Origin of the sequence: Spirosoma profusum, from assembly GCF_014699005.1 — a bacterium.
In the GTDB taxonomy this organism is placed as follows: Bacteria; Bacteroidota; Bacteroidia; order Cytophagales; family Spirosomataceae; genus Spirosoma; species Spirosoma profusum.
This window is the reverse complement of record NZ_JACWZY010000002.1, coordinates 177,014-202,985: the sequence shown is the minus strand read 5'-3', so window position 1 is coordinate 202,985 and position 25,972 is coordinate 177,014. Positions and strand designations below refer to the sequence as shown.

The 25,972-nt window shown below is 48.3% G+C and carries 22 protein-coding genes; 8 read left to right on the top strand and 14 right to left on the bottom strand.

Translation table 11 applies throughout. The annotated features are described in order from the left end of the window. Window positions 1-167 precede the first annotated feature (167 nt). The 10 genes from IC229_RS03175 to IC229_RS03130 form a co-directional block, all read right to left on the bottom strand. Window positions 168-776 (bottom strand): cytochrome c oxidase subunit 3, encoded by a 609-nt coding sequence (locus IC229_RS03175; protein WP_190885478.1) that lies wholly within the window; start codon window positions 774-776, stop codon window positions 168-170. 101 nt (window positions 777-877) lie between these two features. Continuing rightward, on the bottom strand, window positions 878-1,687 hold the full coding sequence (ispE, locus tag IC229_RS03170) for a 4-(cytidine 5'-diphospho)-2-C-methyl-D-erythritol kinase (RefSeq protein ID WP_190885477.1): 810 nt from the start codon (window positions 1,685-1,687) through the stop codon (window positions 878-880). A gap of 117 nt (window positions 1,688-1,804) precedes the next feature. After that, entirely contained in the window at window positions 1,805-4,258 is a 2,454-nt protein-coding gene (locus tag IC229_RS03165) for a carboxypeptidase regulatory-like domain-containing protein (RefSeq protein ID WP_190885476.1), read from the bottom strand. 148 nt (window positions 4,259-4,406) lie between these two features. Beyond that, the gene (locus IC229_RS03160) at window positions 4,407-6,560 is read right to left on the bottom strand and encodes a gliding motility-associated C-terminal domain-containing protein (protein WP_190885475.1); all 2,154 of its coding nucleotides are present in this window, start codon (window positions 6,558-6,560) and stop codon (window positions 4,407-4,409) included. 302 nt (window positions 6,561-6,862) lie between these two features. Next, window positions 6,863-8,284: an ATP-binding cassette domain-containing protein gene (locus IC229_RS03155; protein WP_190885474.1), complete on the bottom strand. Its 1,422-nt coding sequence runs from the start codon at window positions 8,282-8,284 to the stop codon at window positions 6,863-6,865. A gap of 51 nt (window positions 8,285-8,335) precedes the next feature. Then, entirely contained in the window at window positions 8,336-8,950 is a 615-nt protein-coding gene (locus IC229_RS03150) for a hypothetical protein (protein ID WP_190885473.1), read from the bottom strand. 195 nt (window positions 8,951-9,145) lie between these two features. Continuing rightward, window positions 9,146-10,870, bottom strand: coding sequence for a GMC oxidoreductase (locus IC229_RS03145; protein WP_190885472.1), 1,725 nt, complete (start codon window positions 10,868-10,870; stop codon window positions 9,146-9,148). A gap of 92 nt (window positions 10,871-10,962) precedes the next feature. Beyond that, the gene (locus tag IC229_RS03140) at window positions 10,963-11,601 is read right to left on the bottom strand and encodes a gluconate 2-dehydrogenase subunit 3 family protein (RefSeq protein WP_223833834.1); all 639 of its coding nucleotides are present in this window, start codon (window positions 11,599-11,601) and stop codon (window positions 10,963-10,965) included. A gap of 249 nt (window positions 11,602-11,850) precedes the next feature. Further along, the gene (locus IC229_RS03135; protein ID WP_190885471.1) at window positions 11,851-13,050 is read right to left on the bottom strand and encodes a M20 metallopeptidase family protein; all 1,200 of its coding nucleotides are present in this window, start codon (window positions 13,048-13,050) and stop codon (window positions 11,851-11,853) included. A gap of 73 nt (window positions 13,051-13,123) precedes the next feature. Beyond that, entirely contained in the window at window positions 13,124-13,819 is a 696-nt protein-coding gene (locus tag IC229_RS03130) for an RDD family protein (RefSeq protein WP_190885470.1), read from the bottom strand. A gap of 361 nt (window positions 13,820-14,180) precedes the next feature. On the opposite strand from IC229_RS03130, the gene IC229_RS03125 reads away from it, so the two are divergent. From IC229_RS03125 to IC229_RS03090, 8 genes are all read left to right on the top strand, one after another. Next, window positions 14,181-15,140 carry a stage II sporulation protein M gene (locus IC229_RS03125; protein WP_190885469.1) on the top strand — a complete coding sequence of 320 codons (960 nt, stop codon included), beginning with the start codon at window positions 14,181-14,183 and terminating at the stop codon, window positions 15,138-15,140. After that, complete coding sequence (locus tag IC229_RS03120) at window positions 15,137-16,057, top strand: hypothetical protein (protein ID WP_190885468.1); 921 nt, start codon at window positions 15,137-15,139, stop codon at window positions 16,055-16,057. The genes IC229_RS03125 and IC229_RS03120 overlap by 4 nt, the downstream gene beginning before the upstream one ends. Before the next feature lie 43 nt (window positions 16,058-16,100). Next, complete coding sequence (locus IC229_RS03115) at window positions 16,101-16,880, top strand: DUF4129 domain-containing protein (protein ID WP_190885467.1); 780 nt, start codon at window positions 16,101-16,103, stop codon at window positions 16,878-16,880. A 14-nt stretch (window positions 16,881-16,894) separates the two neighbouring features. After that, window positions 16,895-18,091: a DUF4350 domain-containing protein gene (locus tag IC229_RS03110; protein WP_190885466.1), complete on the top strand. Its 1,197-nt coding sequence runs from the start codon at window positions 16,895-16,897 to the stop codon at window positions 18,089-18,091. A gap of 100 nt (window positions 18,092-18,191) precedes the next feature. Further along, window positions 18,192-19,166 carry an AAA family ATPase gene (locus IC229_RS03105; RefSeq protein WP_190885465.1) on the top strand — a complete coding sequence of 325 codons (975 nt, stop codon included), beginning with the start codon at window positions 18,192-18,194 and terminating at the stop codon, window positions 19,164-19,166. A 23-nt stretch (window positions 19,167-19,189) separates the two neighbouring features. Further along, window positions 19,190-20,302 carry a hypothetical protein gene (locus IC229_RS03100; protein WP_190885464.1) on the top strand — a complete coding sequence of 371 codons (1,113 nt, stop codon included), beginning with the start codon at window positions 19,190-19,192 and terminating at the stop codon, window positions 20,300-20,302. Next, on the top strand, window positions 20,299-21,114 hold the full coding sequence (locus IC229_RS03095; RefSeq protein WP_190885463.1) for a tetratricopeptide repeat protein: 816 nt from the start codon (window positions 20,299-20,301) through the stop codon (window positions 21,112-21,114). Before IC229_RS03100 ends, IC229_RS03095 begins: the two co-directional genes overlap by 4 nt. Continuing rightward, window positions 21,111-22,472 (top strand): DUF58 domain-containing protein, encoded by a 1,362-nt coding sequence (locus tag IC229_RS03090; protein WP_190885462.1) that lies wholly within the window; start codon window positions 21,111-21,113, stop codon window positions 22,470-22,472. The genes IC229_RS03095 and IC229_RS03090 overlap by 4 nt, the downstream gene beginning before the upstream one ends. A gap of 78 nt (window positions 22,473-22,550) precedes the next feature. Here IC229_RS03090 and IC229_RS03085 read toward each other — a convergent pair whose 3' ends face one another. The 4 genes from IC229_RS03085 to IC229_RS03070 form a co-directional block, all read right to left on the bottom strand. After that, a complete protein-coding gene (locus tag IC229_RS03085; protein WP_190885461.1) occupies window positions 22,551-22,772 on the bottom strand; it encodes a hypothetical protein in 222 nt (73 codons plus the stop codon). Window positions 22,773-22,779: 7 nt separating this feature from the next. Continuing rightward, complete coding sequence (locus tag IC229_RS03080; RefSeq protein ID WP_190885460.1) at window positions 22,780-23,403, bottom strand: Uma2 family endonuclease; 624 nt, start codon at window positions 23,401-23,403, stop codon at window positions 22,780-22,782. A 92-nt stretch (window positions 23,404-23,495) separates the two neighbouring features. Then, window positions 23,496-24,353 (bottom strand): twin-arginine translocase subunit TatC, encoded by an 858-nt coding sequence (gene tatC, locus IC229_RS03075; protein WP_190885459.1) that lies wholly within the window; start codon window positions 24,351-24,353, stop codon window positions 23,496-23,498. Window positions 24,354-24,470: 117 nt separating this feature from the next. Then, on the bottom strand, window positions 24,471-25,763 hold the full coding sequence (locus tag IC229_RS03070) for a serine hydroxymethyltransferase (RefSeq protein WP_190885458.1): 1,293 nt from the start codon (window positions 25,761-25,763) through the stop codon (window positions 24,471-24,473). Window positions 25,764-25,972: the final 209 nt, after the last annotated feature.

The window sequence follows — 25,972 nt, the reverse complement described above, 5'->3', positions numbered from 1 at the left end:
AGGCCGTAAAACAAAGCAGAAATAAGCCCGGCCAGAGGATGTGTTTTTTCATGAAAAATAAACAGGTGATACGTTACGATGGCTATATAACCTCGTAAAAGGCAGAATGATACGTACTAATTAAACTATTACAAATAACGCTAGAAAGGAGCGAAACTGGATAATACTTACAGATGCAATTGCCAATCGACACCATGATGAACAACCAAAAAGGCAAACAAGCCAATCCAGAGCACATCGACAAAGTGCCAATAGAGTACAATCATCTTTATTTTCAACCGATTCGGCGGATTTACACTATATACAAACGAGTCGATATAAGGTCGGCGACGTAGTGCTTCGGCCAGGACAATCGCCAGAAAAATCAGACCGATCAGAATATGTAACAGATGGATTCCGGAAATAATATAAACGAATCCACCCGCCGGATTACCCTCCAGGCCTATACCCGCCTGAATCATCTGATACCAACCCCACCCCTGTAGCAGGATAAACAACGTACCAAGCACAAACGTAGTGACCATGTTGGTACGATATGAGCCAAACCGCTCGTGACGAAACGCCTGATGAGCCGTGTGCAACGTAAAACTGCTTAAGAGAATAACGAAGGTACTGGCCAGAAAAACGTTCGGTAGTTTTATATCGGCCCACCCCGAACCGGCCCGACGAATTACATAGGCCACCAGTAACATAGTAAACAGCATCACGCTGCTGGCAATACCCAGCCAGACCATAAACCGGAACGGTTCCCGTCGTTTCGTGATGAAGTTACTCATGGTAAGTCGAAAGGCCCCGACAGGCTCCGACTGTCAGTTGTAGCTATTTAATTAGTCGCTGTTGCGACTCCGACAGCCGGAGCCTGTCGGGGCCTTTCGACTCACATTAACTTTCCCTGCCAAACGTTGTAGTTCTGAAATTGGTTTGGCGTGACAATTGGCGCGTTAAAAATGCCATATACTGTCGAGCCGGAACCGCTCATGCTGGTATAGACGGCCCCAATTTTATACAGTTGATCCTTTATCTGCCGCAAGATCGGATATTTAGGAAACAGACTATCTTCAAAATCATTATGGATGGTATTACGCCAGGACGTAATGGGAGCTTGCAATTGGTCAAGCAGTGCTTGCTCTGGTTGATGTGGCTTTACGCCCGCATATGCTTCAGCCGTTGAAATAGCCAGATTTGGGTACACCAGCAGGATATAATAGCCAGTCAGATCAACCGCAATTTCTGAAAACACATCGCCCTTTTCAGTACAATAAAGGGGCCGATTTTGAATAAAGAAGGCGCAGTCGCTACCTAATAGACGCGCGTAATCTTCCAGTTGCGCAATACTCAATCCGAGCGAAAAGCGTTCGTTCAGCGCTTTAAGTGTAAACGCTGCGTCCGCCGAGCCACCGCCTAACCCCGCACCAATCGGAATAATTTTGTGGAGATGAATCTGTACGGGCGGTACGTCGAAATCACGCCGAAGCAGTTCGTAAGCCCTAGCACAAAGATTGTCAGTGGCATTACCCGGAATCGGCAAGCCACTATTACTAAAGTCAAACGTATCACTCGGCACTATGTCCAGTACGTCGCCCCAGCCAACGGGATAAAAGCAAGATTGCAGATTGTGAAAACCATCGGTACGCTTTTCGGTGATACGTAGTCCGAGGTTGATTTTGCAGGTAGGGAAGGAGAGCAAAGAATGATGAATGATGAATGATGAATGATGAATGATGACGTAGCTCTGCCCTGTGCAGCACTACGTCAACTCTTACGGGTAAACGCGATGAAAGGCAATATCATTCATCATTCATCATCACTTTATCTCCACAACTCTAAATTCAGTACGTCGGTTGCGTTGGTGTTCGGCTTCGGTGCAAATGACGCCGTCTGTGCAGTTATTCACCAGTTGAGATTCGCCCATGCCTTTAGCTGTCACTCGCCGACGGCTAATTCCTTTCGAAACCAGGTAATTTGCCACGGCTTTAGCTCGCTGGGTCGATAAAATCCGATTGTGCTCTGCCTCGCCCCGGCTATCCGTATGCGATCTGACTTCGACTACCAGCGATGGATATTTCTGCATCGTTGCCACCACTCTATCCAGTTCACGGGCGGCATCGGGTCGGAGGCTGGAGCGGTCGAGGTCGTAGTAAATATTATCGATAGTTACTACGTCGCCCACACTGAGCATCCGCAAATCAGCAGCAACTTCTTTCGGTTTCGCCTTTTTGGCAATACGTTTTATCTTGTTCGTGTTCGTTCCGAAAGTCGGCTTCGACGCAACGAGCGTATAATCGCAGCCTTCTATAATGTCGAAACTATACCGGCCATCGGCACCCGTCACGAATTCGCGTTGGGTACGGTCGCATTCGTTGCGTAGACGTACCGTTACACCTTCAATCGGCTTACGGTCACGTTCGCTGACAACAACGCCACTGATACGTGAGCGCGTGAGTTCTGACGCGGCTGCGGACCGATCTGGCAGACTATCAGCCGAAATCGTATCCATCACAACGGTAGGTTTGAGAAGACCAATCTCAAGTCGGCTGGGTTGATCATCCGTTACAGCTCGCGTCGTAAACCCGACGGTGCTGTTAATATAGCCATCCCGGCTAGCCTGGAACGTAAAGGAATTGTCGCCCTGTAGGCAGAGTCGCAGATATCCATTGGCATCGCTGGTCAATGTTCGGTCAGCTCGCCCTTCCTCCTTCGATTTTATCACAACCGTAACACTATCGAGAGCCATATCGGTATTGGTATCGTAAAGCCGGACGGTTAAATCCCGACAGCCAAAAAGCGAGCTTTCTCGTACGAATCGGTAAATATCATCGTTGCCATCTTTCCGGTTGCTACTGAAATAACCGCCCCCCCGATTAGCATCGGTGATAAACCCAAAATCGTCCTGCGGAGAGTTGATTGGCGCATCCAAATGATCGACTGTACCGACCGTTACGCCATTCTGCAACGTAGCGAAATAGACATCCAAAGCACCCAAACCCTTCCGGCCATCCGACGAGAAGTATAGATTGCCATTATCGTCAATATAGGGAAACAGTTCGTTACCTTTTGTGTTAATACCATCACCCAAATTAGTTGGCCGACTCCATTTTCCGTTCTGGAAACGGGTTACGTACAGGTCGGTTCCACCAAATCCGCCGGGCATATCAGAGGCAAAATAAAGAAGCTGCTCATCCCGGCTTAACGTTGGGTGTCCTACCGAATATTCGTCGCTGTTAAAGGGTAATTCAACAATATCAGTCCAGGAGCCATTCTGCTGGCGAGCCGTGTAGAGTTTAAGTTTATTGATACCTTCGCTGCTGGAACCGGCCTTCCCGCCGTTATAGTTATTCCGGGTGAAAATAATCTGCGAACCGTCTTCCGTGAACGTAGCAGGACCTTCGTGATATTTAGTATTGAGTGTTTTACTGAACCTAGCTACCGGATTTATCGGCCGATCTTCATACCCTAATCCCTCCGATACGTTGATACCCACGGCAAAGTTGGGAACCGTTCGCGAATCGTTGGCTGTCGGCCGGCTGTAGGCGTCGCTGCCCATGCGCCGTCCGGAGCGAGCATTGTTATCCGGGCCAGGAATTACACTGCCATCGGCATTGATGATATTCTTGACTTTTAGCTCGTTCCGGTTTGGAATGTAGAACAAATCCAGGTAGCCGGAGCCACCCCCACCGCCCGTTGTTTCAATGGCCGAACCACCTTTTTTACCTGCTACGTAGACCAGGCCATCCCGATAATAAGCCGGACTAAATTCTTCATTAGACGTATTTAGGCCAAGATATTCCAGTCGATACCGCACGGGTTCTTTCCTGCCTCCTACGTTGTTGAGCGGAGCTAATGGCAGCCGTGGTCCAGGTTCTTTTTCCTTTAGCTGGCTGTATCGGTCATACTGTTTCTGCGCTTCCTGAAACTTACCGTTTGTAGCTAAAATCTGAGCAAACTGAAGCACTTGTTGGGTTGTTTCGCTCAGGTCGCTGGCAAGGGCTTCGCGGTAATAGCGCTCAGCTTTTGTTCCGTCACCAACCTGCTGGAACGCATACGAGAGTTTAACCTGAGCGGCTGCTTTCTGGGCTTTCGTCAGTTGATCGGCCTGTTCAGTCAGCAGTTGCGAATAGGCTTCAATGGCGCGGCCATATGCTTTGTAGTTAAGCATACGTTCAGCCTGCTGCAACAACGAATCGGCCTGTGCCCAAGCCGACGTGCAGCTTAGCCATAGGAATCCCAGTAAAAACAACCTTGTCAAAATCTTACTCATCGGTATGTGGCTTACCTTGCTTGCGGCAACTCATCTACGCTCATTCGGCAAACGAATTTGCCCTGAATTCATTGCTGAGAAATTATTTGAGTAATCGCTCTGGCCCGTAAGGACGGTCACAAACGCTAACTCAAACAGTTTCTAAAACTTATCGTACCAACGTCAGGAACCGGACATATTCGCGTCCATCATTTAGACGTATTTGGTAGTAATAAGTACCGTCGGGAAGGGCTTGTTTTGCATCAGAAGTTTTTAAGCCCCGATTCGCCGTCCCATCCCAGTCATTCTTATAATCATTGCTCTGGTAAACAAGTTGCCCCCAGCGATTGTACACTTCCAGTTGAACTGTACTACCCTGCGGGAGCCGTTGAATCACAAATCGATCGTTAATACCATCGTCGTTTGGTGAAAACCCTTCGGGAATGAATACGGTTTCGGTTTCCTCCGAACGTATCGAATGAAGCGTTACCAGCGTGGGTTCTGCGTTATCGGCGGGATTACCGTTCCGGTCAGGATCGGCTTCGGTTCCGTTAGTCGAGTAATCCTGATACGTAGCACCATTCGCGTCCAGCGCCTTAACTATTCCCGTATTGGCAAATGTCAACGTACTGGCCTGACTCACATCCAGACGTATCGTCAGCCACGCATGAGCCTGTGCGCCAGCCTCTAAAGTACCATTCTGCACCAGCAACGTATCGTTTCCGCGGCCGGAATACGTAGCATTAGCAGTCAGATTGTCATCAGTTCGGACGTTCACCGAGTGAATCTGTGCCCCCACACTTGTAAAAGCGGATTCCAGATCATCCGAAATCTGTACGTTCGTTTGGGTGTTATTCCCAAAATTGTGGGTGGTAAACTGATACGTTAATTCGACAAAACGAGTTCCGCTTTCCGTAACCCAGACAGGCTCACTTATTTTTTTGCTGAGGCCAATCAAATTACGTAACGGAGCGGCTACAACCTGTTTCGCCACAGCCGCCACACAGGGACCATTGCCATCGGGATCGGACGTAGCGACGGTGAACAATGTAGTGCCCCGCTGCCGATCAGTTTCTGAAAGTAAATACCGAGCCGTTGCGTCGGAATTGGTAAATAAGCCACCGCCGTCACTTTGCCAGCTAACCGTTGTGGCGGAACCACCCAATTGAGCCTGCAACTGAATAACACCTTTTTCCCAGTTAACTGAATCAAGCCGAATGGCAACTGTTGGCGGATTACTCAGACAAGGCGCAATAGCTTGCAGACAGTTTCCGATAGCAACCTTTACTGCTGTCGGCTCTGTAAAACAGCCCTGAGCGTTACGTCCAGCCAGATAATACGTACCAGCCAGCACGGCCCCCGGCGATTGAACCTGCGTTGCACTGAGGTTTGGGCTGGTTAAGAATCGATACGTTGTTATGCCGTTTACTGCATTTGTGGCCAGAATGGCTTTCGATAAATCGGCCGTCTGGTATGGACAGGCATTGGAAAGGGTTGGTACTACGTCCAATTTCTGTGCTGCCGAACGTACAGTTATAGTGGTTATTGATGAACTGTCGCTCTGACAGGAACCTAACTGACAAACAGTGCGATACGTAGTAGCCTGATAAGGTGTTACGTTGCGGACCAGACCTGTTGCGCCATCTGACCAACGTACTGAACCTGAACAGCCCGAAGCAGTAAGTGTTACGTTTTGTCCGGCGCAAATCTCACGCTGGCTGGCGATAATTGTAGGTATTGTTGGTAAAGCAGCCTGGATGGATACAGGTTTCGAAGGATTGCTGACACAGTTATTCTGTTCACAGGTAGCCTGAAAAACGGTCGTTTTCGCTACGTTGCCTGTCCAGGACGTACCGGAAGTAGACAAATCTCCATTTTGATTTTGCCAATGGACCGTGCCCGCACAATTTGAAGCTGTTAACGTAACAATGTCATTTGCACAAATCAGTGCCGACGCTGGTTTGACAATGGGCGCGTCAGGCGTATTGACTGTCACTTTCCAGACTTCGGCAAAGCAGCTGATGCATCCCGGACGAGCCCGGCAGATTGCCGTGTATTTTGTAGTCTGTTGGGGCTTGACCGTAATATTATCTCCAATCTCCCCATTCGACCAAACCACCGTTCCGGCACAGCCCGTCGCCACCAGTTGCACCGATTCGCTCCGGCATATAGCCTTCGCCGAACCCGTGATTACAGGCGGTTCCGGGTTCTGGCACGTATCGGCCAACGGATAGATACCCGCAATGACTTCCGGACTAACCAGCAGCCACAGCAATACCGATCCAAAACCCCAAATAAATTTATTTAGTAGTCGTTTCGTCATACGGAAAGTTGATCACTACCCATAAGACGAATTTCGTGCCAAGCGTTTTATTATGATTCTCTGGAGGTATGTAACTCTAAAAAAAGGATATATAGTAACTAAACGGTCGGCTGATTATCCGGAATAAAAAGTACGTTACCAGCCTCACAAATTATGCCAATGTTCCAGGACAAGTTGATTATTCGAGCGTATGAGCGTGGGTAGTGCGTATGGTTTTCGCAGCCTGGACGTTTACCTCCGGGCGAGATAACGCTATTTACACCCGGAGGTGGACGTCCAGACTACGAAAAATACTACGTCGCTTAAAGCGAAAAAATTTGTGTAATGCTACCCGGAAGTTCGCGTCGGTCGTGCGTGATGAATAGAATCGTTTTATCACGAAAACTGTCGATCAGCCGACGCGCCAATTCGATACGTTGTGCATCTATTACCTGAAATGGTTCGTCCAGCAGTAACACTGGAGCGTTTTTCAAAAAAGCTCGTATCAACAAAACGAGCCGCTGCTCGCCCGACGACAACGTACCAAACATACGGTCAAGTATAGGAACGATGTCGAAGTAAGTCAGCAAATTCAGCAGATCGGTTTCAGTTTCTTCTGAAACTCGTCTGGGTGGCGTTAACGTATCAGTCAGACCGGTTAAGGCTACCTGCCGAGCGGATAACCCCTGTGGAAAATAAAGATGTAACTCCGGAGAAACGAAGCCAATACGTCGTTTTACGTCCCAGATACTCTCACCCGATTTACCCCGTCGGTAGCCAAACACGTTTACGTCATTGGCATAAGCTTGCGGATGGTCGCCGTAAAGTAAACTGAGCAACACCGATTTACCGGCTCCGTTAGGGCCAATCAATGCCCATCGCTCCCCGGTCCGAACCGTCCAGTTGATTTGATTCAAAATAACAACGTCTCCATAACGTACCGTTACGTTCCGTAAACAAAACGCTTCGTCAAAATCTGGCCTAACGGGTTTGGTTTCCAGAATGGGCAACTCGTTTGCGGTTTCTACTACGTCGGATGCTATGTATTCCTGACGGAGACCAGCCCATTGAATCTGGCCTTCCTCCAACGTAGCAACATTGGTTACGAAATCGGGAATATGAACGGCCTCCGTAACGAATACAAGTGTGAGCCCATGATCGACCAGTTCGGCCAGCCATTGAGTCAGCTCTGCCCGAAAACCAGCATCTAACCCCACAAATGGATTATCCAGTAATAAAATCGATGGATGACGTAGCAGCGCTTTACCGATACGTGCCTTGCGTGTCTGTCCGTTCGACAGCTTGAGAAAAGAGCGATCTAAAATAGGGGTTAGTCCCAACCTATCGACGAGCGCTTTTGCTTCTGACGTCTCATTGAATCCCAGGAAATCGCGGAGTTTTGGAATGGATTTGTAGCCAGCATCGCCCTTGTCTGGGTTATCACTCATGGTAGCCTGATACCGTTGCTGATAAAAATAGCTCCCGTACGAGAACTGCGTTGACTCTTCCTTAAATGAAACAAATTCTGTACTTCCACTACGTATCAATGCCGTTGGAGGAGCATGAAACTGCCCGGCAAGCGTCTGTAAAAAGGTGGTTTTCCCGCTACCGGTCGGGCCAGTAATCGCCCAGCATTCACCAGAATTGAGTTGGAAGGTGATAGTATTCAGGACGATCCGGCCACTACGTCGAACCGTCAATTCGTGTACGTCAATTAATGGATTGGGCATAAAAATGAGGGCCATACCTTCGCAAAGGTATAGCCCTCATTCAATTTATCCAGTATAAACTGTTGCCTACTCTCTCGGTGGATTAGCCGTTGTTGGAGGTGTCGTCGGACTAGTTGTTTTAGTACCAGTATTCGTCGTTGTACCCATGTTTGACCGGTCCGTTGGCGGATTTGGGTCTGGGCGGGTAGCCGTACCAGTCGTCGATCCGGTTGTTGATGTTTTATTTCCGGTCGTCGACATTGAATTTGTCCCGGTGTTATACGTCGAACCGCTGGTTGTTGTCGTAGGCGGTTGCGTCGTGCCGGTTGTCGTTGGCCGTGTAGTACCCGTTGTTGGCGTAGTTGGATACGATGTCGTTGGCGAAGTCGTCGGTTGTGTCGTACCTGTATTGGTCGGCGAAGTCGTCGGCTGCGTCGTACCGGTTGTAGGGTACGTAGTAGAATTTGTGGTTGGCGGCTGCGTCGTGTTTACACCCGTTGGTGGCTGATTGATACCAGTATTGACGGGTGCCGTAGTAGGCGAAGTCGTTGGAGAGGTCTGGTTCGTACTCGAATTCGTGCTTGTGGGCTGGGTTTGAGTCGTACCGGTTGTTCCTCGGTTTGTCGAGTTCGTGTTTTGAGCAGTTGCGTTTAAGGCGATGCCAGCTACTAGCATACTACCTAATACTATTACTTTTTTCATTTTTAGTTGAGCAAATTATTATGTTTCAATTGCTTGATATTCTATAGTAGAACTCGACTAATTGAAAGTTGTTTAAAAGAAATTAAAAATTTTGATCTTTTATACTGCACTTTGTTGAACGTACATTGACTAATAAATAAACAAAAAGCCCGTAAACACGCGTTTACGGGCTTTTTGAAGACGTAGCAGGAACAATTACAAATTTCCTTTTTTCATTTCTTTCACAGCAAAATCGGCAGCGCGCGCCGTGAGAGCCATGTACGTCAGCGACGGATTCACGCAGGAAGCCGATGCCATACAAGCGCCGTCCGTATTGAATACGTTCTTCACTGTATGAAGCTGGTTATGTGAGTTCAGCACCGACGTTTTAGGATCGCGGCCCATGCGGGCAGTTCCCATTTCGTGAATACCGATACCCGGATTCTTGCTCGTATCGTTATAGGCCGTTACGTTCTTGAAACCAGCGGCTTCGAGCATTTCAGCGGCATCGTTCATCATATCCATACGCATTTTCTTCTCGTTTTCGCCGTAAGCCGCGTCGAATACAATCACGGGTAAGCCCCATTTGTCTTTCTGATCGGGCGAAAGCGTCATGCGATTGTTCGGGTCGGCAATCATTTCACCAAAACCACCCAGACTCATCGTCCACGGGCCGGGTGTAGTGAGACTCTCTTTAAACTCAGCACCGAAACCAGCCATACCGTTACCTCGGTTCCAGCCGCCACGACCAGCGCCCCCCTGATACCCAAAGCCGCGAACGTAGTCGCGCTTATCGCCATTCCAGTTGCGGTAGCGAGGAATGTAAACGCCATTGGCCCGACGGCCGTAGTAATACTGGTCTTCCATGCCTTCGAACGATCCGGCAGCACCAGCCGCCAAATGGTGGTCCATGATGTTACGTCCCAATTGGTCCGAATCATTACCCATTCCATTCGGGAAACGGTGCGACTTCGAGTTCATCAGAATCGACGTACTGGCAAAAGCCGACGCATTCAGGAAGATAAGCCGGGCAAAATACTCGCGAACTTCTTTCGTATTCTGATCAATAACCCGAACGCCCGTTGCTTTACCTTTTTTCTCATCGTAAATCACTTCCGACACAATCGAGTCAGGACGTAGCGTCAGGCGGCCCGTTTTCATGGCGGCAGGCAACGTAGCAGATTGCGTACTAAAATAAGCGCCGTATGGGCAACCCCGCATACACTGATTCCGGAACTGACAGGCCGCCCGTCCGAGGTCGTAGTGGAGTTGTTTCGGCTGCGTCAGGTGTGCGGTACGTCCGATGGTGACGAGCCGTTTTGGAAATGCCTTTTCGATACGTTTCTTGGCTTCCCGCTCCAGGCAGTTAAGCTGCATCGGTGGTAAGAAGTTACCATCGGGCAATACGTCGATACCGTCTTTGTTTCCCGAAACGCCCACAAACGTCTCTACGTGTGTATACCACGGAGCCAGGTCTTCGTAACGTATCGGCCAGTCGACGCCAATACCTTCTTTACCATTGGCCATGAAATCTTCCTTATTCCAACGGTAGCTCTGACGGCCCCACATCAGCGAACGTCCACCAACGTGGTATCCCCGAATCCAGTCTACTTTACGATTTGGTTTTTCGAGGTAAGGATTTTCTTTATCGTTCTCGAAAAAGTGCCGCCATTCTTCATTGGCCGTGTATCCGGTACGCATGTTGGCCCAGTATTCTTCGGCGGCCATGGTCGTAATCCGGCCCCGATGCGGGAAATCCCAGGGGTTGTTTGTGGCTGTTGGGTAGCCTTCGATGTGTTTTACATCACGACCACGCTCCAGCATAATTACTTTTAGGCCCAGCCGGGTTAATTCTTTAGCGGCCCAGCCACCCGAAATGCCTGACCCGACGACAATCGCGTCGTAGGTCATTTCTTTTTGTGCGTCTATATTGAGATTCATTCTGTTAGTAGAGAGTCGATAGTAGTTAGTCAATAGTCAGTAGCTTAATACCATACACTGGCAGCTATTGACTGGCAACTAACAACTGTTTTTTAAATTGCCCACGCTTTCTGGCCGGGTTTGAGCGGCACACAGCCATCGTATCGGCCCGGAACTGCTACGTATTCGAGTGCCTGCGTGGCTCCGATTTCAGACGTAAAGTAGCCTGTGAGCGTCAGGTCTTTCAGGATGGAATAAAACGGCGTGTAGACCTTTTTAGCGTCGGGCATTTGTAAGTCAGCTTGTGAATTCGACACTTTAGCTACGTCTTTGGCCGATTTCATCTTCGCTTTTAGCTCCTTATCCTCCGCTTCGAGCTTCTTCACGATTTCGATACGTTGCGTCGGATCGAGCTGGACAAACGCTTTCCCGTAGGCATCCTGACTCCACTTATTGGTTTGCGCCAGTCCTTCAACGAACCGTTGCTGATCGTCGGGTTTATAGCAGTCTTTCAGAATAACGTCGATAATTTCATTCACCTTGGCGGCTTTGGCTCCCGGTGTTTTGGTTGTCGGGATAATGGTTTCGGCCAGTTCAGCAACGGTTGCATCCTGGTCGGGCGTTAAAAAAACCGGTTTGCCGGTGAGGGCGCGTCGGGTGGCCGAGGCCTCGAGCGTATCGGCTAATGCGGGCAACGTAATGGTTGCGCCAGCTAGTGCAGCCACCCGCATGAGGGCGTCTCTTCTATTCATAGGTTTTCGAGAAAATAAGCTTTCTAATAGAACGATGTAAGTAATTACAAATGTATAAAAATCAAGGAATGGATTGTGCTATTTGAGGATACAGTTTCGCGAAATGGCTCTATTTAGAACTATGTCAAGTATAGTCGCTAGGCGTCAGTCGTTAGTTATCAGGAGTAGAACCCGATGCGTTCAAGATTTGAGAAACGGTTCCTGACCACTCCTGACTATAACTAACGGCTGACAACTAGCGACTAATCTCTATACATTAAGCTCCTGCACCGCCAGCCAGCTCATTAAACCCGCACCGGTTTCCAGCGCCGATTCATCGATGTCGAAAGTAGGGGTGTGAACGCCAGAAATGATACCGCGTTCTTCGTTACGTGTGCCAAGCCGGTAAAAGCAGGAATCGACTACCTGCGAGTAAAATGCAAAATCTTCGCCCGCCATCCAGAGATCGAGATCCACTACGTTCTCAGCGCCCATATATTCCACGGCTTGGGAACGTACCCGGCGGGTCAGTTCGGGGTGATTTTTGAGGTAGGGGTAGCCGTGCACAATCTCGAATTCGCAGGAGCCGCCCATCGCTTCGGCAATGCCTTCGGCCAGTTTCACCATACGTCGTTTGCCTTCGGCCCGCCACTCTTCATTCATACACCGGAACGTACCCTGAATGGTAACTTCGTTCGGTATTACGTTCGTAACACCATCGGCAATAAACCGCCCAAACGATAGCACCGACGGGCTAGCAGGTGGGCGATTTCGGCTGATTACCTGTTGCAGCGCTACGATGATGTGCGAAGCAATCAGAACCGGGTCAACCAGGTTGTCGGGCATGGCAGCATGACCACCTTTACCACGTACCGTGAGGTACAACTCATCAGTACTAGCCATGTACATCCCTTCGCGAAAACCGATTTTACCGACTGGAATATTCGGTGCTACGTGCTGACCAATCATACTCACCGGAGCCGGATTCTCCAGAACGCCTTCTTTAATCATGAGCGAAGCCCCGCCCGGCGCTTTCTCTTCGCCCGGCTGAAACACCAGTTTCACGGTTCCATCGAATTGGTCGCGTAATACGTGCAGGATGCGCGCTACGCCCAACAGGCTGGCGGTATGTACGTCGTGCCCACAAGCATGCATGACTCCATCGACGGTCGATTTGTATGATACGTCGTTAGCTTCGTGGATGGGCAGCGCGTCCATATCTGCCCGAAGAGCCACGACCCGTGAAGGAGTCGACGTAGCATTGCCAGTACGTCCTTCGATGATGGCAACCAGTCCTGTATCGGCCACGCCTTCCTGGGGCGTAATGCCGATGGCTTTGAGCTGGTCGGCAACGTAGCGGGCCGTGTTACGTTCCTGAAACGACAATTCAGGATGCATGTGCAGGTGTCGGCGCGTCTGAACGAGATCTGCTGCATACTGGCGGGCAAGCGATTTAATGGAATCAAGCATGATAAGGCTGGGCCAAGCTCTGTTTGGCACTTAATAATCAATTAAATGGACCAAACAGAGCTTGGTCCAGCCTTTACTGTAACGATATAAACTGATAATCACTGATAACCGTTTCCAGAAACGCGCGATTCGACAGGGTACTGTGGATGCCGGTTACTTCTTTAATTTTTGTGGTTGTTCGCATCAGTACGTTCTCGTCACCCTGACGTAGCACGCTACGTATGATGCTAATGTCGCGGTCACTCAATAGCCGGACATCAGGAAACTGTACTACGTAGTTGTCGGGCATTGCGGGCATCAGTACGTCGTTGAGCGAAACGGCAGGTTTGAGCCGTACAACCGTTGTTCCAGCGGCAATATCACCCAACCGCTGGCCTTTTCCATTGATGGCTACCGTAATAATTGGAACCAGGCCGCCCACAAAACTTACAGACTCAATAAGACGTAACATCCATCGAATCAGATAAGCACCTAGTGTAGGCGGAGAACCATCGAGCATCACGACGCGAATGCCTATCGCCAGTTTACCTAAACTTCGCCCGTTGAGCATCCACTCACAAAGCAGGTGGTAGAAAAGAATGGGCAAAAAAATCAAAACGATGTAGAACGTACCCGGATTGATACTAAACGCCGACGGTAAGGCAATGGTCAATATAAACCAGCCAAAAAACACCAGATAATCAATCATCATCGCCAGAATACGTTCGCCAATACTGGCCGGTTCGTATTCGAGTAGTACGTTCTGCGATGTGCGGATAGCAATAGCCATGAAATTCGTAAGTCAAAAAATAGTTGGCGTGTTCAGTACGTGTTACGTTGTTTCTGGTGGAGCAGGTTATCTCACGGAAAAATCTAACAATGAACGTTTTTGTCATGCTGAGGCACGAATCGGACCGCCGAAGCGGCATCTTAACGTATCATCACTTCCAAGTCTGGATGCCTCAAGTTGCTTCGTTCCTCAGCATGACAAAAGCACTCATTTATGATGTTTTCTCGAAAGTTTAAACAGCTTCTTCGTCAGAATGACAAAAATGGCTGTTTTGGCAAAACTTTTCGTAAAAATGTCGGGCAACTTGGTCGCATGGCTGAACTTCGCTAATTTGACACTTCGCTACATTTACCAATTACTTATGCGCGAAGCTCTTTTCGTCAAACGGAATACCGATAAATGGAAAGCCATTGAGGACGTACTGGCTAATCGGGGAGACAAACCCGATCCCGACGACCTGACCGACCGTTTTGTCGACCTTACCGACGATCTTTCCTATGCCCGAACATTCTACCCGGAGTCGAACGTAACACGCTACCTCAACGGCCTGACCGCACAGGCGCACCGGGGCCTAATGCAGAACCAACGAGAAGAACGGGGTCGTTTTGTTACGTTCTGGAAATACGAACTGCCGCTTTTGTTCAAAAAATCGCATCCGTTACTGGCCCTGTCGTTTATTATCTTCGTGGTTGCCTGCCTGTTAGGGGCTTTATCGGCTGCACACGATGCTACGTTCGTTCGCCTGATTCTGGGCGATGAATACGTAAATATGACGCTCGAAAACATCAAAAAAGGTGATCCGCTGGGCGTCTACAACAGCCGTGATCAGTCGTCGATGTTTGTCCAGATAACCCTCAACAATATTTTTGTGGCGTTTCGAACGTTTGTTTTTGGCCTGCTTGCTTCCATTGGTACCATCGCCATGCTCTTTTACAATGGCGTGATGTTGGGCTCCTTTCAGTACTTTTTTTACGAACGTGGCTTACTGCTCGAATCCATCCTGAAAATCTGGATTCACGGCACGCTCGAGATTTCGGCCATTGTGATTGCAGGCTGCGCGGGCCTTACGGTAGGCAATAGTCTGCTGTTTCCGGGGACGTTTTCACGATTGGAATCGTTCAAACGGGGTGTCAAGCAAGGTCTTAAGATTTCAATTGGGCTGGTGCCAATTTTTATTACAGCTGGTTTTCTGGAAAGTTTCATTACCCGACTGACGTTGCCGCCCGTTGTCAGTGCCAGCATTATCCTGATTTCAGCCGCTTTTATTGGCTGGTATTTTATTTTCTACCCCATTCAACTAAACCGTAAACTAACCTCATGATTCAATTATTTCAGCAGCGTGATTTTGGTGACAAAATCAACGTAACGTTTCAGTACGTCTCCCAGAATTTCAAGAGTCTGGCCCTTTGTCTGCTCTACATTGTTGGGCCTGTAGCGCTCATCGCCGGTATTGCCTCGGGCGTGATGCAGTCGAATATTTTCTCGTTGGGTAAAATGACGCAGGATGGAGATTCTGACGATCCGACGAACGTTTTTCGTGCTTTTCAGACTATTTTCTCACCTGCCTTTGGCTTAACCATCCTATTCAGTGCGCTGGCTATACTGGCCGTGAGCCTGGTTACTTACGCGCACATGAAAATCTACGCGCGAAAAACTAGTCCTGAAGCCCCACAGCCACTTGGCGGAACCGTTGATATTTCGGTGGCGGAAGTATGGGAGGAAGTGCAGCCGGTTATTGGCCGGGCCATCGTTATCGGTATCCTGAGTTCAATTATTGCGGGGGTCGCTACGTTGTTTTTGATCATTCCGGGAATTTATGTCGCTATTGTGCTATCGCTGGCATTGGTTGTTACGTCGTTTGAAGGCACCGATTTTGGTCAAACCTGGAATCGCTGTTTTGCGTTGATTCGGGATAAATGGTGGTCGACTTTCGGGCTGCTCTTCGTAATGGGCATTATTTCGGGCGTTATTGGTCTACTGTTTACCATGCCCGCGGGCATCATTGGCTTCCTCATTGGAATGAAACTGCTGCCCGCAGGTGGGAGTATTTTTCTGATACTGGGTAGCGTAGTCAGCACGGTAGGCAGTACGTTACTGCGTGTTCTGATTTATGTTGCCCTTGGTTTTCAGTACACAAACCTTGTCGAGCGGCAGGAAGGTCGTGGCCTGATTTCGTCCATTGATAGCATTGGCACTACGCCATCCCAACCCCGCGCAACGGATGAAGGTGAATATTGATTTACGATTGAATGTTTCGACTTTGATACATAGTACGTTACGAATGCCATTTCGACCGTTTAAACAGTTGCGTATATGCCTGTTTTTCTGGCTGTTCTGGCTTGCACTCACCCTTTCAGGAGTTCCGGAAGCAGTCGGTCAGCAGAAGCCGACGTCTTCCTCAATCAACTCCGCTCGTGACGACCGTGCGCTGTTACGTGTGCGCTACCCCGATTCCGAACAACTCCGCGATCTGCAAACTGATCGCGACTATCAGTACGGAACTGACGCGCCACCGCCCGAAAACCCACTGGCTCGTTTCTTTACCTGGATTGTTCGTAAAATCTATGAGTTTCTGAATAGTAAGGCTTACCAGAATTTCTGGCAGTACGTGTTTCTGGCGGCTATTGCAGGTCTGGCCATTTACTTACTGATGAAAGCAGAAGTTCTAGGTTTTTTATTCCCCAAAAAGGCGCAATCGGGCGATTTAGATTACGAAAATCTGTCCGAAAATATTCACGAAATCGATTTCAAGACGGCCATCGAAGAAGCCGTTTCGGCCAAAAATTTTCGTCTGGCGATACGTTTGCTTTATCTGCAAACGCTCAAACGATTGACCGACGCTGGCGCAATCATCTACAAACCTGACAAAACCAATCGGCAATACGTTGCGGAATTAGCTAACGTACCATTACAGGCTGATTTTGAACAGCTTACCCGGCAATTTGAATTTGTCTGGTATGGCGATTTTCCGGTCGATGAAATCCGGTTCAACGCTATTCAGGCGCAATTCGGACAGTTTAATCTGTCGTCGAAATCGAAATTTGTAAAATCCACGCTGTAAACTGACCTGCTACGTTGCCCAAGCCCAATAAATATATCCTGATTCTGCTTACTACGATTACGGCCTACGTACTGGTTGAGTACTACCGTCCAAAGCCAATCGACTGGAAACCAACGTATCAGAACGACGACAAAATTCCGTTCGGTACGCAGGCGCTGTACGAGTTAATGCCGGGTATAATGAAGCAGTCGTCCATTCCAACGACCCGACTGCCCATCTACAATTTTCTGACCGAAACTCAACTATCGACTCCCAGTAATTATGTATTTATCTGTCATGATTTCGAGGCTGGAGCAACCGACCTGAAAAAGCTTTTACCTTACGTTCAACGCGGAAATAACGTGTTCATCTCGACTTATGATCTGCCTGATACGTTGGGTAAGGTGCTGGGATTCAAGGCCGATTTGCAGGACCCGACCAAAGCCGACAGTACGTTACGTCAGAATTTTGTAAACCCTGGTCTGCGAAAAGCGGCTGGGTACAATTTTGTTCACGACGATGGACGTAACTATCTGGTTATCAAAAAGCCGGAACGTATCACGATACTTGGACGAAACGCCCGCAGGGAGCCAGTTTTTATACGAGTTCAGTATGGAAAGGGTCAGTTTTTCATTCATAATCTGCCAATAGCGTTCACCAATTACTACGTTCTCGATAAAAAAACCTCCGATTACTCATTTAAGGCACTTTCTTATTTGCCCGCCCTGCCGACGTATTGGGATGAGTATCAGAAACAGGGCCGTTTCGATGAAGATCAGCAGTCGATTTTCCGGTATATTCGCTCGCAGCCCGCGCTGAACTGGGCGTATTATCTGGTCATTTTCGGGCTGGTTTTATACGCCATTTTTGCCGGGAAACGTACGCAACGTATCATTCCAGTCGTTGAACCACCAACCAATACGTCGCTCGATTTTGTAAAAACGGTGGGTCGGATGTACTTTCACCAGGGCGATCACGACAATATGGCTCGCAAGAAAATTCAGTTTTTCCTGGCCGACCTCCGCGAACGATATGCCCTGAATACAAATTTGTTGGACAAAGAATTTATCGAAACGCTGGCCCAAAAAAGTGGCGTTTCGCTGGACGAAGCATCGGAATTAGTCCGTCTGCTACGTAGTGCCCAAAAGAGTATTTCACTTTCAGAATTTGATTTATTGACGCTGAATAAAGCTATTGAAAAATTTAAACTTTCAGAACCGGGATTTAGCTGATTTAGGGATTAAAAACAGATTTTGTTTTTTGCTTCTTCGAAGCAGTTATCTACAAAATCCTGAAAATCCATCAATCAGCTAAATCCCGGTTCAGACAATTATGGAAACATTTGATTCTCGCTTAGATCTGACTCCGCTTAAAACAACCATCGATGCCATTCGGGCCGAAGTAGGTAAGGTGATTATTGGGCAACATCAGGTTGTTGATTTGCTGCTCACAGCCCTGCTCGCCGACGGCCACGTATTGATTGAAGGCGTGCCCGGCGTGGCGAAAACGCTCACAGCCAAGCTGCTGGCAAAAACAATGTCGGTGGGCTTCAGCCGTATACAATTCACACCCGACCTAATGCCGTCTGACGTACTGGGCACGTCCGTTTTTCAGCCAAAAACGGGTGATTTCGTGTTCCGGCAAGGGCCTATTTTTTCAAATCTCGTCTTGATCGACGAAATCAACCGGGCACCCGCCAAAACACAGGCGGCTCTGTTTGAAGTGATGGAAGAACGGCAGGTGACGAATGACGGCACTACGTATCACCTAGCCGAACCATTTATGGTATTGGCTACCCAAAACCCGATTGAGCAGGAAGGAACGTATCGACTCCCCGAAGCACAACTCGACCGCTTTCTGTTTAAAATCGTGGTGGGGTATCCAAACGCTACGGAAGAAGTGGATATTCTGCGCGGTCATCACCAACGCCGGAATCTGAACGACGCACTTGCGGCCATCGATGCCATACTTACTGCCGGGCAACTCGCTACGTTGCGGGCGCAGGTACAGCAGGTACACGTAGAAGACAAACTCTTCGATTATATCGCTCAGGTTGTGCAGGCTACACGCAAAGACAAATCGCTTTATCTGGGCGCTTCCCCACGTGCTTCGGTAGCCCTGCTCAATAGTGCGAAAGCACTCGCTACGTTACGTGGCCGCGATTTCATTACACCGGAGGACGTACAGGAACTAGCCGCTCCTGTGCTACGTCACCGGATTCTACTGACGCCCGAACGCGAAATGGAAGGCGGTACTGCCGACGACGTAGTAACACAATTAGTCAAGAAAATTGAAGTACCCCGTTGATAATGAATAATGGAAAATGCATAATGAATAATGTGGAACGTAGTGGCTGGTACGTTACATCCTTCCTATCCCATTGTGCGTTATTCATCCTCCATTATTCATTAACCTTCGCCCAATCGCCAACGCAAGAGCAGCTTTCCGGCGTCTGGATAGGTGTACACACGGAATGGGATACAGATTTTTCCTGTGCATTGCCCACTTATCTTACGTTAGATGCTAATGGTACGTATCATTTCGGCATGGTAGATGGATCGGCGCAGGAATTAGTTGCTACGTGGGCTGTACAGCACGATTCTATTCGACTGGATACAATTCGCTACGCTCCTGGTCTAATCACAGTGCAGGAGAATTTGCTACGTATCGGCAAAAACTACCCGATGGTTTTTCGTCGGTTTACCGATATTCCGTTTGATTCATCGCTTGTTCGTAAAGCGCTTGCTGGTCGTGTGTGGCAATCGGATAGCCTGACGATTTACCTTTATGCGAATGGTCAGGTGGCTTTAGAAAATCCCATCACCAAACAACGTACAGCCCATTTCTGGCAATTGGCTCAATTTGGACAATCGGTTTTTCTGGTCATTCGGGGCAATCCGTATAACCAGTATGGCGGCTATAAACCACTTTGGCAGCTACGTAGTATTTCTTCTAAACAGCTTCAGGTCATTGGAAGTAGTAGCCATAACGCAGTGACACAGAACTTTCGATTTGTTCGGAATCTTAACCCTACCGATACGTGTCGCCCGTCTGGTTTTCAGACCTGTAGCAACTGCTACCGACGGGAATGGTACGAAACCTTACCGGGGCAAAATCCCAGGCGATACGATGTTCTTCAGGTTTTTGCGAAATACTACCAGCCGATACGTCAGGCGGGCGAATCGGGGTTGCTACGTATCCGCTTTGGGATGAACTGCGAAGGCAAAATCGGTACGTTCGAACTGAAGGGTTTCGGAGAAGATTATTGCCCGAAAACATTCACTGAGTCTATCACCAGTCAACTACAGGACATTTGCCGCAATCACATAGCCACCGACGTTACGTTACGTCAATCGAATCGTCCGGATGGACGAATGCTGGATGTCGCTGTTTCATTAGTTTTTCGGCTTAAAGATGGCCGCATAGCCGACATACTACCATGAAGCGCCTGTTTATTCTCTTGTGGCTGATGCCTGTTTTAGGATTTTGTCAGGATGGTGAGCAGTATTTGCGCTCCTCAGCGTCGATGTTGGCCAATAATCGTTCGATACAAAAACGATTTTATTACGCTGAAACCCGTGAGCAGAAACGGCTTGATACGTTGTCGGCTTCGGGGGAAAATTACCGGTATCGAGCTTTGAATTACTTGTGGCATCAGCAGTACGAGCAGGCCGAAATATGGCTGGAGAAGACGACAACATTATACCCCAGAGAGCACGGTTTTGTGGGCGAACAGTACCTTCATCTACGCGATTACCCCAGAGCCCTTGCACACTTCGACGCTTATGACGCGCTGACGCCTAATTTCGATGACATCGTTGGCTACAATCCGGTAAGTTATATGCGTGGGCTAGTGCACCGGGCAACGGGGAATCATCAGAAAGCCATCGAGCAATTTTCGGTTGGGATCGACTCATTAACCAAAAAACATGGTACCGAATGGGTTAATTACAAGCATTTTGTCAGTCGGGCCGTCAGTTATATTGCCACTCAGCAAGCCGAAAAAGCGTTGATCGATCTGGAAAAAGCGGCTAAAAATTTCAATCGCTCGGCTCTTATACACTATCATCGAGGTCGCGCATTGCTCCAGCTAGGACAAACTGCCGAAGCTCGAACTGCATTTCAGGATGCGTCGTTTTTTTTCAAAGCGCTACGTGCCGAACGTAGTGCTGATTACCAGGAAGATGATTACAATCCGGTTTATGAACCTGAAATTGATGAGGCTCTTGCCAATTTAAAAAACCAACGCCCTTGAGACTATTTCGTTCGCTTTTCGTGGCCATTCGGCTGTGGTTTGCCCTAATTGCGATTGTCTTGCTATTCGTCGCAGCCTACGCATTTCCTATTCTGTTTCCATTGATGAAAATTGCGTTTGCAGTTTTCATACTAATGATTTTGCTGGACGGTTGGCTTTTATTTCGGCAAAAGGAAGCCTTTTTTGCCCGGCGCGAATTACCTGACCGCCTGTCGAATGGCGACGAAAATCCACTGACCATTTATCTGGAAAATCGCTACGGTTTCCAGGCTGACGTAGAAGTTATCGATGAAATTCCGTTTCAGTTTCAACGTCGCGACGTACTGTTTAAGGCGCATCTAAATCCCCGCGAAACGCAGGCGATACGTTATGAACTCCGCCCGACAAAACGGGGCGAATACAGCTTTGGTGCTGTCAACGTATTTGTACTTACACCGCTGGGGTTGTTGAAACGTCGATATCAGTTCGAGCAGGGAAGGATGGTTGCGGTTTATCCATCATATCTGCAAATGCGGCAATATGAACTTCTGGCGGCCACGAATCGACTGAATGAAATTGGCGTAAAGCGTATTCGACGTATCGGTCATAGTATGGAATTCGAACAGGTTCGACCCTATACGATTGGTGATGATGTACGTACCATCAACTGGAAAGCTACGTCCCGTCGTACCGTTATGACCGACCAGGGTACACGAAGTACTACGTTAATGATCAATGCGTATCAGGACGAACGGTCGCAACCCGTTTATTGTCTGATTGATAAGGGGCGTGTGATGCGGTCGCCGTTTGAGGGATTGACGTTGCTCGATTATGCGATCAATGCGAGTCTCGTACTGAGCAATATCGCTTTATACAAGCAGGACCGCGCTGGTATTCTAACGTTTTCAGATCACGTGGGCCAGCTTCTTCCCGCGGACCGACGTAGCGGGCAAATGCTCAAAATTCTGGAACTGCTTTATCGCCAGAAAACCCGCTTTCTGGAAACCGATTTCGAAAGCCTCTATGCCAGTGTTCGCACGCACATTCGCCAGCGAAGTCTATTGCTGCTTTTTACGAATTTTGAAACAGTAAGTGGTATGCAGCGGCAGCTACCTTATCTGCGTCGGCTCGCCAAAGACCATCTTTTGCTCGTTATTTTCTTCGAAAACACCGAACTCCGATCATTGCTTAACCAGCCTGCCGCCGATACTGAGCAGATTTATATGAAAACTATCGGCGAAAAGTTCTCCTACGAAAAGAAGCAGATTGTGAAGGAATTAGGCCAATACGGTATCCAAACCATCCTGACAGCTCCGCAAAACCTGACGGCGAATACGGTCAATAAGTACCTCGAATTGAAAGCGCGTGGGATGATTTGAGTTAGAGTCGTCGTCAGTTATCAGAAGTGGTTAAGAAAAGCTCGACAATTTCTGACGACTAATGACTTTTGACTTCATTTAATTATCGCCCAGGTTTCCTTTAACAGATTCGTAATCAGACTTTAGGCGGCCCATTTCTTTAGCCAGAAACGTCTGCAACTGCTGGTTGAACTCTTCTTTCTCATCTTCAGGTAATGAAGCGTAGAGGTCTTTCAGCTCCTGATTGATGGCTGCGCGTTCAGCATCGTTCGCGGCATTTATGGACCGATAATGGAATTTGCGAAAATCGTATTGTGGCATTGGTTAATTATTCTTCAGGCAGGTTGGCAAAAATTTCGCTTACAGGAATATGGAAACCGTCAATATCAACGACTTGTTCAGGCAAGGTATAGGCCGTTTCTGTCCAGACGTTGGCTTGTTCAGTACGTCGACAAACGATTACTTCCTTATCGAAAGGGTCAACAAAGACGAGCTCCTGAAGCGTTTCCATTTGCTCATATTTTCGGCGTTTTGCTCCTAGGTCGTAATTCAATGTCGACTTTGAGAGTACTTCGACGATTAAGTAAGGGTTAGTAATAATTGAGCGAGATTTACCTTGGTAAACTGGGTTTTCTTTGATCACCAGCACATCGCCATTATAGTGTCCTTTTTTATTATCCTTCCGAATTCCTGCATTACTGCCTGCCACATAAAAGGGCTTTCCCAGATAAAAACCTGTTAAAAAATAGACAAAACGCGCAACTAGAACTTCGTGAATAATTTTTGCTAAACCCATTACAATAATCTGTCCGTTATGATACTCAACTCGGTAATCTGTCTCGGACAGAAACTCTTCAAACTCCTCCCAGGATGCAGGTATAGTGATGAGTTCACCGGCCTCCAGCTCTACTTCTTGCTCAGCACTTAACCGTATTTTCTCTAAAGCCTGCATATACCCACGTCTTTTCAGTAAAGATACATCACTACGTATAAAGCAAAAAGCCCTCTCATGCAGGAAAGGGCTTCAAAATGACTCAATTTAACTTACGATTTCATCAGTGCCTGTTCTTCTTTCAGCCGCGCCCGTTGAACCGAACGAGACACCAGAATACTGACTTCGTAAAGCCCCGCCAGTGGTAAGGCAACTAATACCTGGCTATAAATATCAGGGGATGGCGTAATGATACCAGCTATAATCAGAATAACAATCCAGGCATGTTTGCGATATTCCTTCATGAAAGCGGGCGTCAACACACCCACTTTCGAAAGCACAAACGCAACAATGGGCATCTGGAACATAAGGGCGCAACCCAGCGACAGCGTTACCAGAATGCCGATGTAAGACGTAATGTCGAACTGGTTCTTAATTTCCGGCGTAATCTGATAGTTCGCCAGAAAGTTGATAGCCAGTGGCGACACGATAAAATAGCCGAACAGCAAGCCAAGTAAAAACAACGTCGATACGTAGAACACAGCCCCACGAGCTGCTTGTTTTTCGGCAATCCGAAGACCAGGTTTAATAAAACGCCACAACTCCCAGAAGGCGTAGGGAAACGCAAAACAAAGACCGATAATCAGCGATGATGTAAGGGCCATTGTAAACTGGTCGGATACGCCCAGCGCCTGTAGTTCGAAGTTGAGTTTTTTGACACACAAATCTGCGTAACCCGTCATATCTGACAGTTTACACATCATCCGGTACGTCCAGAAATTAGGATCTTTAGGACCCATTACGACTGTCTGCCAAATTTCCTGGATGAAAATAAAGGCAATAATCGCAAATACAAAAATGGAACCTACGGCCCGGATAATGTGCCATCGGAGTTCTTCCAGATGGTCCAGAAAGGACATTTCCTTGCCTTCAGTATCGATTTCTTCGTCAGTGAGTTGGTCGAGTGGCATTGTTTTCAACGAGTGAAAGCGTAAAAGAGCGAAAGTGTGATGAAATTAGTCGTGGCTTATTAAACGCTCCGCTCCGGCGGCCCGGTCTCACTCTTTCACTCTTTCGCTCTTTAATTATTAACTTTTGTAGAGCGGAAATGCTTTCATCCACTCATTAATTTCTTCTTTAACGGTTAACAGTACCGATTCGTTGTCGTGGTTCATCAGCACCTTGTCGATATATACGACAATTTGTTCCATGTCCGATTCTTTCAGCCCACGAGTGGTCATGGCCGCCGTGCCGATCCGCATACCCGACGTAACCATCGGCGATTTATCATCGAACGGCACCATGTTTTTGTTGATCGTAATATCTGCCCTGATAAGCGTATTTTCGGCCAATTTACCCGTCAACCCTTTCGAACGTAGATCGATCAACATCAGGTGATTGTCGGTACCGCCCGAAATGATCTGATAGCCAAGTCCCAGAAACGCTTTTGCCATGGCCTGAGCGTTCGCCTTCACCTGAACAGCGTAGTCGTAGAAATCGTCGCTTAGTGCCTCGCCAAATCCAATCGCTTTGGCTGCAATGATGTGTTCCAGCGGGCCACCCTGCGTACCGGGGAAAACGCCCGAATCAAGCAGTGACGACATCGTTCGTGTTTCGCCCTTCGGAGTTTTGATACCGAACGGATTCTCAAAATCATTGCGCATCATGATGATACCTCCCCGCGTACCACGTAGCGTTTTATGCGTAGTGGTGGTCACGATGTGTGCATGAGCGAGTGGATCGTTCAGTAAACCTTTGGCAATCAGGCCAGCTGGGTGCGATACGTCGGCCAGCAACAATGCGCCAATTTCATCGGCAATGGCACGAAGACGAACGTAGTCCCAGTCGCGGCTATAGGCCGAAGCGCCACAGATGAGCATTTTTGGGCGTTCGCGTTTAGCCGTTTCTTCCACTACGTCGTAGTTGATAACACCGGTTTCCTGTTCTACTCCGTAGAACGTAGGGCGGAAATATTTACCGGAAATATTTACAGGAGAGCCGTGCGTAAGGTGGCCTCCGTGCGACAGATTGAAGCCTAAAATGGTATCGCCGGGTTGCAGGCAAGCCAGAAAAACGGCCGTATTGGCTTGTGCGCCGGAGTGGGGCTGAACGTTTACCCAGCTAGCGCCGAATAGTTCTTTCGCCCGGTCGATGGCAATTTGTTCAATCTGGTCAACAACTTCGCAACCACCGTAATACCGTTTGCCGGGCAGACCTTCTGCATATTTATTGGTCAATACGCTGCCAGCCGCTTCCATCACGGCGGGCGACACAAAGTTTTCGGAAGCAATTAGCTCAATACCCGACTCCTGGCGATGTTTTTCTTTAGCAATCAGGTCAAAAACCTGCGTATCGCGGGCGGTGGAAGTGGCAGTTGTCATCAGAACAAACAGTTTTTTTATGTTGATAATCTGGCTATTCGATTGGTAGACAGGAACGTACCGAACTAACGAACAACCAGCTATTTACGAATACAAAGGTACGTCGGAAAATAGTAGCATAAGCCAGATTACCTGACAAAACTATCTAACAATATTCCTTCATGATACGTTGATATAAAGTCAGGTTTTAAACCCCTGGGTTTATAGAC

What these genes read in the sequence shown, in the direction of transcription:
- IC229_RS03155 (WP_190885474.1), bottom strand. Translation starts at nt 8,284, where the DNA reads ATGGCCCTCATTTTTATGCCCAATCCATTAATTGACGTACACGAATTG.
- IC229_RS03145 (WP_190885472.1), bottom strand. Translation starts at nt 10,870, where the DNA reads ATGAATCTCAATATAGACGCACAAAAAGAAATGACCTACGACGCGATT.
- IC229_RS03105 (WP_190885465.1), top strand. Translation starts at nt 18,192, where the DNA reads ATGGAAACATTTGATTCTCGCTTAGATCTGACTCCGCTTAAAACAACC.
- IC229_RS03130 (WP_190885470.1), bottom strand. Translation starts at nt 13,819, where the DNA reads ATGGCTATTGCTATCCGCACATCGCAGAACGTACTACTCGAATACGAA.
- IC229_RS03070 (WP_190885458.1), bottom strand. Translation starts at nt 25,763, where the DNA reads ATGACAACTGCCACTTCCACCGCCCGCGATACGCAGGTTTTTGACCTG.
- IC229_RS03125 (WP_190885469.1), top strand. Translation starts at nt 14,181, where the DNA reads ATGCGCGAAGCTCTTTTCGTCAAACGGAATACCGATAAATGGAAAGCC.
- IC229_RS03160 (WP_190885475.1), bottom strand. Translation starts at nt 6,560, where the DNA reads ATGACGAAACGACTACTAAATAAATTTATTTGGGGTTTTGGATCGGTA.
- IC229_RS03100 (WP_190885464.1), top strand. Translation starts at nt 19,190, where the DNA reads ATGAATAATGTGGAACGTAGTGGCTGGTACGTTACATCCTTCCTATCC.
- IC229_RS03175 (WP_190885478.1), bottom strand. Translation starts at nt 776, where the DNA reads ATGAGTAACTTCATCACGAAACGACGGGAACCGTTCCGGTTTATGGTC.
- IC229_RS03140 (WP_223833834.1), bottom strand. Translation starts at nt 11,601, where the DNA reads ATGAATAGAAGAGACGCCCTCATGCGGGTGGCTGCACTAGCTGGCGCA.
- IC229_RS03150 (WP_190885473.1), bottom strand. Translation starts at nt 8,950, where the DNA reads ATGAAAAAAGTAATAGTATTAGGTAGTATGCTAGTAGCTGGCATCGCC.
- IC229_RS03135 (WP_190885471.1), bottom strand. Translation starts at nt 13,050, where the DNA reads ATGCTTGATTCCATTAAATCGCTTGCCCGCCAGTATGCAGCAGATCTC.
- IC229_RS03085 (WP_190885461.1), bottom strand. Translation starts at nt 22,772, where the DNA reads ATGCCACAATACGATTTTCGCAAATTCCATTATCGGTCCATAAATGCC.
- IC229_RS03165 (WP_190885476.1), bottom strand. Translation starts at nt 4,258, where the DNA reads ATGAGTAAGATTTTGACAAGGTTGTTTTTACTGGGATTCCTATGGCTA.
- tatC (WP_190885459.1), bottom strand. Translation starts at nt 24,353, where the DNA reads ATGCCACTCGACCAACTCACTGACGAAGAAATCGATACTGAAGGCAAG.
- IC229_RS03115 (WP_190885467.1), top strand. Translation starts at nt 16,101, where the DNA reads ATGCCATTTCGACCGTTTAAACAGTTGCGTATATGCCTGTTTTTCTGG.
- IC229_RS03080 (WP_190885460.1), bottom strand. Translation starts at nt 23,403, where the DNA reads ATGCAGGCTTTAGAGAAAATACGGTTAAGTGCTGAGCAAGAAGTAGAG.
- IC229_RS03120 (WP_190885468.1), top strand. Translation starts at nt 15,137, where the DNA reads ATGATTCAATTATTTCAGCAGCGTGATTTTGGTGACAAAATCAACGTA.
- IC229_RS03095 (WP_190885463.1), top strand. Translation starts at nt 20,299, where the DNA reads ATGAAGCGCCTGTTTATTCTCTTGTGGCTGATGCCTGTTTTAGGATTT.